The organism is Mitsuaria sp. WAJ17 (genome assembly GCF_014174515.1).
GTDB lineage: Bacteria > Pseudomonadota > Gammaproteobacteria > Burkholderiales > Burkholderiaceae_C > Roseateles_B.
In genome coordinates this window covers 269,453-281,764 of the sequence record NZ_JACJUG010000003.1, presented here as the reverse complement: position 1 = coordinate 281,764, position 12,312 = coordinate 269,453, and the positions used below count along the sequence as shown (strand labels likewise).

At 67.9% G+C, this 12,312-nt stretch carries 8 protein-coding genes; 3 read left to right on the top strand and 5 right to left on the bottom strand.

Annotated elements, in window-relative coordinates:
* Positions 1-30 precede the first annotated feature (30 nt).
* On the bottom strand, positions 31-2,289 hold the full coding sequence (locus H5407_RS04330) for a PhoX family phosphatase (RefSeq protein ID WP_183103185.1): 2,259 nt from the start codon (positions 2,287-2,289) through the stop codon (positions 31-33).
* Between the two features lie 283 nt (positions 2,290-2,572).
* Here H5407_RS04330 and H5407_RS04325 point away from each other — a divergent pair, with 283 nt between their 5' ends.
* Entirely contained in the window at positions 2,573-4,009 is a 1,437-nt protein-coding gene (locus H5407_RS04325) for a peptide MFS transporter (RefSeq protein ID WP_183103184.1), read from the top strand.
* A 107-nt stretch (positions 4,010-4,116) separates the two neighbouring features.
* On the opposite strand, the gene H5407_RS04320 is transcribed toward H5407_RS04325, so the two are convergent.
* Complete coding sequence (locus tag H5407_RS04320; RefSeq protein ID WP_183103183.1) at positions 4,117-6,627, bottom strand: UvrD-helicase domain-containing protein; 2,511 nt, start codon at positions 6,625-6,627, stop codon at positions 4,117-4,119.
* A 55-nt stretch (positions 6,628-6,682) separates the two neighbouring features.
* On the opposite strand from H5407_RS04320, the gene H5407_RS04315 reads away from it, so the two are divergent.
* Both H5407_RS04315 and H5407_RS04310 read left to right on the top strand, forming a co-directional pair.
* Positions 6,683-7,099, top strand: a complete 417-nt coding sequence (locus tag H5407_RS04315) for a YchJ family protein (RefSeq protein WP_183103182.1) — start codon at positions 6,683-6,685, stop codon at positions 7,097-7,099.
* Positions 7,096-7,863, top strand: coding sequence for a pseudouridine synthase (locus H5407_RS04310; protein ID WP_255501053.1), 768 nt, complete (start codon positions 7,096-7,098; stop codon positions 7,861-7,863). The genes H5407_RS04315 and H5407_RS04310 overlap by 4 nt, the downstream gene beginning before the upstream one ends.
* 60 nt (positions 7,864-7,923) lie before the next feature.
* On the opposite strand, the gene H5407_RS04305 is transcribed toward H5407_RS04310, so the two are convergent.
* The 3 genes from H5407_RS04305 to H5407_RS04295 form a co-directional block, all read right to left on the bottom strand.
* Positions 7,924-9,219 carry a C2 family cysteine protease gene (locus H5407_RS04305; RefSeq protein ID WP_183103181.1) on the bottom strand — a complete coding sequence of 432 codons (1,296 nt, stop codon included), beginning with the start codon at positions 9,217-9,219 and terminating at the stop codon, positions 7,924-7,926.
* A 180-nt stretch (positions 9,220-9,399) separates the two neighbouring features.
* Positions 9,400-10,224: a hypothetical protein gene (locus tag H5407_RS04300; protein WP_183103180.1), complete on the bottom strand. Its 825-nt coding sequence runs from the start codon at positions 10,222-10,224 to the stop codon at positions 9,400-9,402.
* A 119-nt stretch (positions 10,225-10,343) separates the two neighbouring features.
* Complete coding sequence (locus H5407_RS04295; RefSeq protein WP_183103179.1) at positions 10,344-12,290, bottom strand: CocE/NonD family hydrolase; 1,947 nt, start codon at positions 12,288-12,290, stop codon at positions 10,344-10,346.
* Positions 12,291-12,312: the final 22 nt, after the last annotated feature.

The window sequence follows — 12,312 nt, the reverse complement described above, 5'->3', positions numbered from 1 at the left end:
TCATGCCGCCTTCAGCGGCACCGTCATGACTCAGCTTCCGATGACGCCGCCGTCGCTCTTCGTGATGACGATCGTCGCCGAGCGCGGGCGTGCCTTGGCACCGCCTGCACCATAGCCCGCGTTGCCGGGCCAGTGGCTGAGGAACTTATCAGGGTTCCCGATCGTGGCCGAACTGATGGTCTCGCCCGGATGCTGGATGTTGACGAACAGGGCCTTGCCGTCCGGCGTCTCGCAGCAGCCCGTCAACTCGCAGTCCACCGGCCCCACCAGGAAACGCTTGAGCGTATCGGCCGTAGGCGCCTTGCCGATGTAGGTATCCACCGTCATCACACTGCCGTCCTTGCGGGTGTAGCTCAGCGTCTTCTTGGCGCCATCGCCCACCTTGCCCGGAATGCCGGCCAGCATCATGCAATTGGTCTTGTCCGTGTAGGCACCGTCATCGGTCTGGATCCAGCAGATGCCGGTGGCCTTGCTGAACCAGAGGCCGTCGGGGCTGGACATGTCCTGGTCTGCGGTCAGGGACGACAGATTGACCTTGCTGGCATCGGCTTCGGCTTCAGCGGCGAACAGGTAGACGTCCCACTTGAAGCTGGTCGCCGCGGCCTCACCGCCGGTCTCGGCCACGCGCAGGATGTGCCCGTTGACATTGCCCGGCGATCCCGCGGCACCGCCAGCGTAGCTGTCGGAGTAGGAGCGAGGATTGGCAGCGTCGACGACCATCTGCGAGCCGGTGGGTTCGACCTTGCGGTTGCTGTTGTTGGTCAGCGTGAAGTAGACCTCGCCGCTGGTCGGATGGGTCGCGCACCACTCAGGGCGGTCCATCTTCGTGGCGCCCACGGCGTCAGCGGCCAGGCGGGCGTTGACCACCACATCCGCCTGGTCGGCGAAGGCATAGGCACTGGCAGCCTTGATCAAGGCGTTATTGATCGACAGCTCGATCCACTCGCCCGAACCATCGGCATTGAACTTCGCCACGTAGAGGCGGCCCTTGTCCAGGTACTTGTCGCCGGTGGCGATGCGGTCGGCGGGATTGGCATCCGCGGCAGACCAGACCGCCTCAGACACCCACTTGTAGATGTACTCGCCTCGCGAGTCGTCGCCCATGTAGACCGCCAACGGCTTGCCGACCACCAGCGCACTGAAGGCCGCGCTCTCGTGAGCAAAGCGGCCCAGGCTGGTCCGCTTCTTCACGGCGGCGGTCTTGCTGTAGCCGTCCACCTCGACCAGGTAGCCGAAGGTATTCATCTCGTTGCGGTAGTCGTCGCTGCCATCGGCAGAGGCGCCCTTCTTGCTGATGTCCCAGCGCTGGTACTTGTCGTCAGCACCGGACGTCTCCCAGCCATGGCGGCTGGCAGCCCCCTGGCTGCGGCCATAGCGCTTCAGGGCCGCCACCGACTTGTCATTGCCGCGGGCGGCATCATCGGTGGCGGAGCGGAAGAAGTAGCCGGACCAGTTCTCCTCGCCCGTCAGCACCGTGCCCCATGGGGTGAGGCCGGTGCCGCAGTTGTTCAGCGTGCCGCGAGCAGCCACGCCGGTGCTGCTGTAGCGGGTCTTCATCAAGGCATGGCCAGCGGCGGCGCCAGACAGCACCACCGGCGTCAAGGGGGTGATGCGGCGGTTGAAGCTGGAGTCCTTGAGGTAGGAGAAGGTGCCGCCGCCACGGCGGATCTCCACCACCGACAGGCCGTGCAGCGGCACCTCGCGATCCGTCTCGGCCGCGGGGCGCGGCAGCGTGTTCGTGCCGCCGTTGACATGGACGAAGGCCGAGGCGCGCTCGCTGCCGGCATGGCTGGTGGCCTCGTGGTTCATCACCAGCAGGGCGCGGTCGCTGGACTTGGGGTCCGGCTTGCCATCGGCGGACAGCCCCAGGTACTCCATGCCGTCATGGTGGTCGCCTGCACGATTGTCGAAGTCACCGTCGCTGCCATCGTTCTTGTAGGCGGTGGCGGCCGCGGTCAGGGGATCGCCCAGGGCGAACAGCACGGTGGCCGTGTAGCCCGCAGGCACCGAGACCGCGTCTGCCGTGGACTTGGGCACGGCGGAAAAGCCCAGCTTCTGCAGCTTGGGCACGGGTGCGGGAGCGGGTGCGGGGCTGTTGTCATCACCGCCGCTGCCGCAGGCGGTGAGCGCGAAGCCTCCCAGCATGGCACTGGAAACGCCGCCCAGGGCCCCTCGCAGCAGGGAGCGCCGGGCCATGCGGGCCCCCAGGACGCTCTGGAAGTCTGGGTTGGCGCTGCTGTTGTGTTCTTCGTCCGCCCAGGAAGGCTGGTTCTGGTCTTGCTTGTTCATTTGACGGGATACCCTCGGGTTGAAAGCGCCCCGAGTGTCCCGGCGGGCCATGAAGCACGCATGACCGCCCTGCGACAGATCCATGACAGCGCCGGCGGCGCCCTGCCCTGTGCCTGGCCTGGCCACTGCCGCCGCCAGGGCCGGCCGCGCTCTAACCTGCATATTTCGTACCTCGTCTCCGCATATCGTCATCCAGGGAAGCCTGGATGGCGCTTCACCCCCAGTTCAGCCACAGTGGCGGACCTTTTGCAGTAGCCCCCTTCATCCACTGACAAGGCCTGCCATGTCTGCCGTCCTTCCTTCCGATGCCGCCACAAGCGGCGCCCCCCCCCTCCCAGCGTCAGGCGAGCGCCTGGACCGCGCCTTCCTCGGACACCCCGTCGGCCTGGGCTGGCTGGCCTTCTGCGAGTTCTGGGAGCGCTTCTCCTACTACGGCATGCAGGCCCTGCTGGTGCTGTACCTCAGCAACTACCTGTTCCTGCCCGAGAACATCGGCAATGTGGCCGGCATCGACAGCCTGCGTGCCCTGATCGAGTCCGTGACCGGCCCGCGCAAGACGCAGCAGCTGGCGTCCATCGTCTTCGGTCTCTACGCCGGCCTGGTCTACCTGACGCCGCTGCTGGGCGGCATCGTGGCCGACCGCTGGCTGGGCCGCACGCGCACCATCACGATCGGAGCCTCGCTGATGGCCCTGGGCCACTTCCTGATGGCCTTCGACCGCAGCTTCCTGCTGGCCATCGCCTGCCTGCTGGTGGGCGTGGGCGCCTTCAAGGGCAATATCGCCGCGCAGGTCGGCTCGCTCTACAAACCCGAGGACAAGCGCCGTGCCAGCGCCTTCCAGATCTTCATGCTGGCGGTGCAGATCGCGGTGATCGCCTCGCCCCTGGTCTGCGGCACGCTGGGCGAGAAGGTGGCCTGGCACTGGGGCTTCGGCGCCGCGGGCGTGGGCATGCTGATCGGCCTGATCGTCTACCTGGCCGGCCGGCGCTACCTGCCGGCCGAGGAACCGCGCCGGGCCAAGGCCCAGGACGCCACCCCCAAGGCACCGATGAGCAGCCGCGACAAGCGCCGCCTGGCCCTGCTGGTGTGCATGATCCCGGTGCTGATGCTGTCCATCGTGGGCAACCAGCAGTTCAACAACGCCTATCCGCTGTGGGCACAGAAGCACATGGACATGGTGCTCTTCGGCTGGTCCGTACCCCTGACCTGGCTGCAGGCCCTGGATGCCACGACCAGCCTGCTGACCATGCTGGGCTCCATCGCCTTCTGGCGCTGGTGGGCCGAGCGCCGCCGCGAGCCGGACGAGCTGACCAAGATGGCCCTGGGTTCCGCCCTGGCCTGCACGGCGCCGCTGCTGATCGTGCTGGCCGCCGGCATGATCGAGCAGGACCACAGCCGCGTCAGCCTGGTCTGGACCATTGGCTACAACCTGCTGAACAACCTGGGCTTCGCCAACATTCTGCCCGTTGGCCTGGCCCTGTACTCGCGCACGGCGCCCCAGCGCATGGAAGGGCTGATGATCGGTTGCTACTACCTGCACCTCTTCCTGGGCAACACCTTCGTGGGCTGGCTGGCCGGCCTGCTGGACGAAATCAGCGGCCCCAGCTTCTGGGCCCTGCACGCGGGCCTGGTGGGCTCGGCGGCGGTGCTGCTGCTGCTCATCAAGCTGGCCTTCGGCAAGCTGCTGGACGACGAGCATGCGAAGCCGGTGACGGCCTGATCGCCGCGCCAGCGACTGAAATGCAATGGCCGGGGTGATCCGGCCATTTCCTTTCTCTGCTGGGCGCAGCGTGCGGTGGCCGGCCCGTGCTCCTGCCCAGCCCTGAATCAGTCGATCGGCGTCAGTTTCGCCACCGAGAGCGCCAACCACTTGGTGCCGTGGCGCCCGAAGTTGACCTGCGCCCGCGCATCCGGGCCGCTTCCTTCCAGCGTCAGCAGCACACCCTCGCCGAACTTGTTGTGGAAGACGGCCTTGCCCACGCGCAGGCCACCGTGCTCGGCGCCCACCTTGGCGGCGGCGGCCTGCTTCATGGTCTTGGGGACGGGGGCACCACCGAAGGACGGCGCATCCTTGCCCTCGCGCTCCTGCTGCCAGGCCGGTGCCTGCCGCTCGACCCGGCCGGCGCCCACCATGGACTTCAGCCCCGAGCCCCGCTCCCAAGCCTGCTGGTACTCGCGCGCAAAGCCCGAGCCGAAGCCCTGGTTGCGCGGCGTGAGCCACTTCAGCGAGGCCTCGGGCAGCTCGTCCAGGAAGCGGCTCTTGACGTTGTAGCGCGTCTGGCCGTGCAGCATGCGCGTCTGGCTGAAACTCAGGTAGAGCCGCTGGCGGGCCCGGGTGATGGCCACGTACATCAGGCGGCGCTCCTCCTCGAGCCCGTCGCCGTCGGACAGCGAGTTCTCGTGCGGGAACAGGCCTTCCTCCAGGCCGGTGATGAAGACGGCGTCAAACTCCAGGCCCTTGGCCGAGTGCACCGTCATCAGCTGGATGGCGTCCTGGCCGGCCTGCGCCTGGTTATCGCCCGCCTCCAGCGAGGCGTGGGTCAGGAAGGCGGCCAGGGGGGAGACGATCTCGCCCGTCTCGGCGTCCGGCGTGAGGTTTACCGCGGCGATGGCAGGCGGGTCGCCGGCCGCGATCTGTCCCGGCGTGAATCCCCCCAGTTCATCCACCGGCAGCGCGACGGCATCCTTGCCGAAGCCCTCCTGAGTGACGAAGGCCTCGGCGGCGTTGATCAGTTCGTCCAGGTTCTCCAGGCGTTCGGCGCCGTCCTTGTCGGTGCGGTAGAACTCGGCCAGGCCGGAGGTCTCCAGCATCTGCTCGATGATCTCGCGCAGGGTCAGGCCTTGCGTCAGATTGCGCATGGACTCGATGAGGTTCACGAAGGCGGCCAGGTTGCTGCCGCCCTTGCCCGGCACCGCCGCCACGCTCTGGTAGAGACTGCGGCCGCTCTGGCGCGCTGCGTCCTGCAGTTGCTCCAGGGTGCGTGCACCGATGCCGCGGGCCGGGAAGTTCACCACGCGCAGGAAGCTGGTGTCGTCGTTGGCGTTCTCGATCAGGCGCAGGTAGGCCAGGGCGTGCTTCACTTCTGCACGCTCGAAGAAGCGCAGACCGCCGTACACGCGATAGGGCACGCCGGCATTGAACAGCGCCGACTCAATCACCCGCGACTGCGCATTGCTGCGGTACAGGATGGCGATCTCCGAGCGCGGCAGCCCCTGGCGGTGCAGGGCCTGCGCCTCCTCCAGCAGCCACTGGGCCTCGTTGAAGTCGCTGGCGGCTTCGTTGACGCGCACCGGCTCGCCGGGGCCCATCTCGGTGCGCAGGTTCTTGCCCAGGCGGTGGCTGTTGCGGCTGATCAGCTCGTTGGCGGCATCCAGGATGTGGCCGTAGCTGCGGTAGTTCTGCTCCAGCTTGACCACGCGGCGCACGCGGTACTCGCGCTCGAAGTCGCTCATATTGCCCACGCGGGCGCCGCGGAAGGCGTAGATGCTCTGGTCGTCGTCGCCCACCGCGAACACGCCCTGGCCGCGGCCCGGCGGCGCAAACATCTTCAGCCAGGCGTACTGCAGCTTGTTGGTGTCCTGGAACTCATCGACCAGCAAGTACTGGAAGCGGTGCTGGTAGTGCTCGCGCACGGCGGCGTTGTCGCGCATCAGCTCGTAGGCGCGCAGCATCAGCTCAGCGAAATCGACCACGCCCTCGCGCTTGCACTGGTCCTCGTAGGCCTGGTAGATCTCGGCCAGCTTGCGGGTCTGCTCGTCGCGCAGGTCGATGTCCTTGGGGCGCAGGCCGTCCTCCTTGGCGCCGGCGATGAACCAGCTGACCTGCTTGGGCACGAAGCGCTCCTCGTCCAGGTTCATGGCCTTGATCACCCGCTTGACGGCAGAGACGGTGTCGGAGGCGTCAAGGATCTGGAAGCCCTGCGGCAGGCCGGCCAGCTTCCAGTGCGCGCGCAGGAAGCGGTTGCACAGGCCGTGGAAGGTGCCGATCCACATGCCCCGCACGTTGTAAGGCAGCATGGCCGACAACCGGGTGCTCATCTCCTTGGCCGCCTTGTTGGTGAAGGTCACGGCCATGAGGCCGCCGGGCCCCACATGCCCCTGCCTCAGCAGCCAGGCGATGCGGGTGGTCAGCACCCGGGTCTTGCCCGAGCCCGCGCCGGCCAGGATCAGGGCCGGCTCCTGCCCCAGGGTCACGGCGGCCAGCTGCTCCGGGTTCAGGCCCTTGAGCAGGCCGTTCTGGGCCTCGGCGGCCCCCAGGGCGGGGCGTGGCGCGGGCGCGTCGCCGAAGAGGTCGTCGAGGGAATCGGTGCCGGGAGCGTCGTGGGGGTGGGCGGTCATCCGCGCATTTTAGAGAGGCCTCCGGACAGCCTCTGTCAGCTGGCATGATGCCGCCATGCTCGACGCCTCTCCCTGCCCCTGCGGCCGTACCGCCCCCCAGGCCCGCCCCCTGCCCTATGCCGCCTGCTGCGGCGCCCTGCACCAGCGCTTTGCAGGTACCGGGCGGTGGGATGCGCCTGACGCCGAGGCCCTGATGCGCTCCCGGTACAGCGCCTACGTCCTGGATCTGCTGGCCTACCTGCGTGCCACCTGGCACCCCGACACCCGCCCCGCCACGCTGGCGCCTAACGAGGCCGGTCTCAAGTGGCTGGGCCTGCAGATCAAGGCCCGCGCCCAGCAAGACGCGGACCACGCCACGGTAGAGTTCGTCGCCCGCTCCAAGGTGGGCGGCCGCGCCTTTCGCCTGCACGAGACCAGCCGCTTCGTCCGCCTGGGCGGGCAGTGGCACTACCTGGACGGAGACCTTCGTTGAGCGAGGCACCCGACGCAGCGCTGCAACTGCTGTACCTCGACGAGCACCTGGCCGTCATCGACAAGCCCGCCGGCCTGCTGGTGCACCGCACAGCGCTGGACGCCCATGAGGAGCGCTTCGCCCTGCAGATGCTGCGTGACCAACTGGGCCGCCCCGTCTGGCCCGCCCACCGTCTGGACAAGGGCACCTCGGGCCTGCTCGTGTTCGCGCTGGACGCCGACACCGCCTCACGCCTGGGCCAGTCCTTCGAGCTGGGCGAGCCGCGCAAGCGCTACCTGGCCCTGGTGCGCGGCTGGCCCGCGGACGCCGGCACCATCGACCACCCGCTGGCACGCGATCCGGAGCGGCCTTCGCAGGGTCAGGTCTTGCTCGAGGCCCGCACCGACTACTGCTGCCTGGCGCGCGTGGCCTGGCCCTTCAGTGTGGACGGGCGCTTCCCGCAGAGCCGCTACGCCCTGGTCGAAGCCGCCCCCCGCAGTGGCCGCCGGCACCAGATCCGCCGGCACTTCAAGCACATCGCCCACCCGCTGGTCGGCGATGCCACACATGGCAAGGGCGCACACAACCGGGCGGTGGCCAATTTCCTGGGCCTGCAACGCCTGTGGCTGCATGCCTGGACGCTGAGCCTGCGCCATCCGCACACCGGGCAGATCCTGGATCTCCAGGCGCCGCCTGGGGCCGAGTGGACGGCCCTGGAGCAAAGGGGCGACTGGCGCTGGCACCTGGACGCCAGGCCGGCGTTCGCTGAGCTGGCACAGCGCTGACCGTGGTGCGGCGCCTGCTCGCCCGCTGTGGCGGATGCCCGAGCGCAGGCTCAGCCCGCCCTAGGGCAGCGAGGTCCGCAGCACGCGGCTGAACAGCCGACGGAACTTGTCGATCTTGATCCGCACGGTGCCGCTCACGACGGGGTCCCACAGGATCAGGCTATGGTCCTTGCAGACATCCTGGATCACATAGACATGCGAGTCCCGCACGTCCTTCTCCTTGTCGAGGAAGACGACGTGGTCCCCTTTCTCGTTGCGGCTCTCAGCCACGAGCATGGCATTCGGGTCCAGCCGGGCGGCCCGCAGCAGGGCGTGCAGTTGGTCGGCATCGATGTCCTTGGCGGCCCGGGGCCCGATCTCTCCGTCCTCCAGCTCGCCCTCAGCCGCACGGTCTTCCAGGTCCTCCTGGCGGAAGGTGTCTTGCGCCCAGGCATCCGCCAGGTCTTCCAGCGCGCTGTCTGACTCGGTATCCCAGGCCAGGGATTCGGGCTCCTGACCGGTCAAGTGGGCGATGGCGCGCGAGGCGGCTTGCATGTCCAGGCCGGCATAGCCGTCAGGGTCCCACTGCGCATAGGCCTTCTCGAGCAGGGAGGCCCAGGTCGGCAGCGACTGGGGCGGGCTGTGCTGGGGGCGGTTGTAGAGCAGACCGCCGTCCTTGTCGCTGGGCAGCCAGCGGTCCACGATCGTTTCCTCACGCGCACCGATGGTGTTGTCGTCATTGAGCTCGGCGAAGCTGGCGCTGATGCGGCCGTCGTCCAGCTCCTTGATGATCTGCGGGATCAGCTGCTTGCCTCGCGGCGTGGCGGCCAGGGCGGCCATCGGGGCGAGCAGGAAGCAGTCGTTCAGGTTGCCCTGGTGTACATCCCTCATGCGTGGCCCCTTGCTTCCCACCAGGGGGCCCGGCGCCTGGGTCCAGTGCCGCGGCGCCGCACCGCGCTCAGGCCAATGGGGTGCGGGCTGGCTCAGCAGCTGGTCAAGGCGCACGAGGCCGATGGCGTCGTCGTCCACGTCATCCGGCGCTTCTGCGTCCCCTTCCCCGTCGTCCTCCACCCCCTCCTTCCCGTCACGTGCTTGCTCGCCCTCTTTGTCCTTCGCGTCCTCGTCCTCTTCCTCGTCCTCTTCCTCGTCCTCTTCTTCGTCCTCTTCTTCGTCCTGGTCCTGCCCCGAATACTCCGCCACCCGGGCATATTCGCCCTCCGTCCGAATGACCCACAGGCTGTAGCCGGCAGGAAAGTTGCGCACGGGCTGGCGGTCCGAGTTCAACAGCGCGGCCGCCGCGCCGGTGATGTGGTGGCTGCACTGCACGACGTCCGCATCGGGATCCACGGGGGCGCGCAGGCTGGCCAGCCGATGCATCTGCAGGGGAAGCCTGTCACCCTCCTGCAGCCGCGACAGCCTGTCGCGCTCAGCCTGCTGCCGCGGCGCCCATGGCGCGAGGCCGGCGCCAGGCCGTCGGGCCAGGCCTGCAGGCTGTCTCGCCGGCAGCGCCTGCACAGCGTCCTGGCCTGTCCTCATACCCGCTCCCGCCTTGCGGCCTCAGATATCGGTGACATAGCCGTAGTAGTGCCCGGACTTGTCCTTGATCAGCACCGCCTGGACCGCCTCCGCCAGCTTCCGGGCCGCGTCGTCGTTGTCGATCTGGTTCAGGCGAACGTAGACCGAACTGCCCAGGATGCCCAGATCGGGGTTCTTTCGCCCGCTCACGGCGCGAAGCCAACGGTTCAGCCCCTTCTGCTTGCCGCTGTGCATGTCCCTGGCCGTCGAGTCCGAGATCTTGTCGCGCACCTTGCCGCTGACCTCGCGAAAGTAGGCGCCGCCGTCCTTCTCGTCGGACGAGTCGTCTTCGGACTCGTCACCGCCGCTGCCCTCAAGGTCCAGGGCATTGGCCGCCCCCTGCTCTTCGAGCGCCCGGATGTCTTCCTCGGAGAAGCCCAGGTGCCGCAGTTCCGCGTCGTCCTCGGCGCGCACATCGCTGCGGATCTCGTCCATCAGTGTCGCGTGGGCCTCCTCGCTCAAGACCCTGCCGCCACCGCCGGTCAACGACGCCAGGGTCCGGGTCTCCGGGTCGTAGGTGAGCATGCGGTCTGCATCGAAGTACAGCACCTCCCCCTTCAGCTCCGCCAGATCGCGGTTGAAGCTCCACCTCGCCTGCAGAACCGGACGTGCACCGGCCGGACTCGCGGTGGCCAGTTGCCGGACCTGCGCCTGTTGCCGGGGTCCGGACTGCAGGCCCTGCACGACCCGCCTTTGCAACTGCTGGCGGCTCGTCTGAACCCAGCCGGGATCGCCCTGGCCCCGCTCGCCGGCCTGAGATGCCGGCGAGGCGCCGGCGCGCTGTAGATCCACCTGATGCTGCTTCATGCCCTGGGCTCCTTGCAGTGCCTCGGAGACTAGGGACGAAGGGAGCCACTGTCCATCAGCAAAGTGCTGAATTTTCGCTGGAGGCAGGCGCGAACGCGGGCCCAGCCACGCGCCCTCGCTCACCGCCCGTTGTCGATCACCCGCAGCTGCACGGCCGAGGGCTGTTCCTTCCAGTGGAAGACCTTGTGCGTCGCGGCTTTGAAGTCTTCCGGCCTGGCGCTGCGGATCGTCACGAAACTCTGCGGGTTGCGGTCGATCAGCGGGAACCAGGAGCTCTGGATCTGCACCATGATGCGGTGCCCGCGGCGGAAAGTGTGGGCCACGTCGGGGATGTCAAAGCGGATCTCCTCCACCTGCCCTGGCACCATGGCCTCGGGCTTCTCGAAGCTCTTGCGGAAGCGGCCACGCAGCGGGTCGCCACGCACCAGCTGCTGGTAGCCGCCCAGCTGAAAGCCCGGGGGCGGCGGCACGTCGGCAATCTGCTCGCGGTTGCGCAGCGGCTCGTCGCCGAGGTCCGGCGGATAGACATCGATCAGCTTGACCACCCAGTCCGCATCCGTGCCCGTGGTGGACACGAAGAGCCGCGGGCTCACCGGACCGGCCACGGTCAGGTCCTCCTCCAGCACCTCGGTCTGGTAGACCAGCACATCGGGGCGCGTCGCGGCGAAGCGCTGGTCCGCCACCATGTACTCCTGCGGCATGCCCAGAGCCGTGTAGCCGATGAAGGGCACGGGCTTGTTGGGGTCGCTGATGTAGCTGTCGGACTCAGCCTTGCCGGCAGCCGGAGGCGTCCAGCTCAGCTTGCCGCCGGCCTGCAGGTAGAGGCTGCGCGGCTTGGCCTCGGCCGGCGGCCAGGCGCTGTACTGGCGCCAGACATTGGTGCCCGTCTCGAAGATGCTGGCCTCTGGCAGCTTGGCATCGCTGCCCCCGCGCAGGTGCTGCTCGAAGAAGGGCAGAAGGATCTGCTTCTGGAAGTGCTCGCTGGTCTTGCTGCCGAAATCGACCGCTCCCAGGCCCTTGCCCACGTTGCGTACCCAGCCGCCATGCACCCAGGGGCCCATCACCAGGGCATTGTTGATGCCGGGGTTCTGCTTCTCGATGAACTGGTAGGTGGCCAGGGCGCCGGCCAGATCTTCGGCATCGAACCAGCCGCCCACCGTCAGCACGGCGGCCTTGATGTTCTTCAGGTGCGGGCCGACGGAGCGGGCCTTCCAGTAGTCGTTGTAGCGGTCGTTCTCGATCAGCTCGTCGAAGTAGGGGTTGCGCTCCTTGCCGATGGACTTGGCGATGTTGTCCAGGTTGCCGAGCTTCAGGAAGTAGTCGTAGGCGTCCTTGCTGTTGTAGTCGAAGCTGGCCCAGCGCTTGGGCTCCACCGTGGGGTTGTCCTGGGGCTTGAAGCCGGTCAGGAAGCCGTAGTTGTGGGCCAGCATCACGGCGCCGCCGTGGTAGCCGTCGTCGCGGTGGAAGTAGTCGGCGATGGGCGCCTGGGGCGACGCCGCCTTGATGGCCGGGTGCGAATCGATGATGGCAGTGGACGTGTAAAAGCCCGGGTAGGAGATGCCCCAGATGCCCAGCTTGCCGTTGTGGCCCTTTACATGGTCCAGCAGCCACTGCACGGTGTCGTGCATGTCGGTGCTGGCGTCGGCGTCCTTGGGGCCCTTGCCCGCCTTGATGGGTGCCATCTCCTGGTAGACGCCCTCGGACATGAAGCGCCCGCGCACGTCCTGACAGACGAAGATGTAGCCGGCCTTGAGGAAGTCCTCGGAGGGCGCGAAGCGGCTGCCGTAGCGGTCCACGCCATAGGGCCCGCAGCTGTAGGGCGTGCGGGTCATCAGGAAGGGGTAGCGCTTGCCCGAGGACTCGGCCTCCTTGGGCACGTAAACCACCGTGAAGAGCTTCTTACCGTCGCGCACCGGCACGCGGAACTCGTACTTGGTGTAGTGGGCCTTGAACTCGTAGGGCGGCGGGCCGGGCGGGGCGGCGGGTGGCGTCTGGGCCAGGGCCTGCAGGGACAGTCCCAGGAGCGCCACGGCGCAGGAGATCGGAGCAGTTCGCTTCACAAGCATCGTCGGGGAAGGTTGAGAAAAT

What these genes read in the sequence shown, in the direction of transcription:
- H5407_RS04295 (WP_183103179.1), bottom strand. Translation starts at nt 12,290, where the DNA reads ATGCTTGTGAAGCGAACTGCTCCGATCTCCTGCGCCGTGGCGCTCCTG.
- H5407_RS04320 (WP_183103183.1), bottom strand. Translation starts at nt 6,627, where the DNA reads ATGACCGCCCACCCCCACGACGCTCCCGGCACCGATTCCCTCGACGAC.
- H5407_RS04330 (WP_183103185.1), bottom strand. Translation starts at nt 2,289, where the DNA reads ATGAACAAGCAAGACCAGAACCAGCCTTCCTGGGCGGACGAAGAACAC.
- H5407_RS04325 (WP_183103184.1), top strand. Translation starts at nt 2,573, where the DNA reads ATGTCTGCCGTCCTTCCTTCCGATGCCGCCACAAGCGGCGCCCCCCCC.
- H5407_RS04305 (WP_183103181.1), bottom strand. Translation starts at nt 9,219, where the DNA reads ATGCATCGGCTGGCCAGCCTGCGCGCCCCCGTGGATCCCGATGCGGAC.
- H5407_RS04300 (WP_183103180.1), bottom strand. Translation starts at nt 10,224, where the DNA reads ATGAAGCAGCATCAGGTGGATCTACAGCGCGCCGGCGCCTCGCCGGCA.
- H5407_RS04315 (WP_183103182.1), top strand. Translation starts at nt 6,683, where the DNA reads ATGCTCGACGCCTCTCCCTGCCCCTGCGGCCGTACCGCCCCCCAGGCC.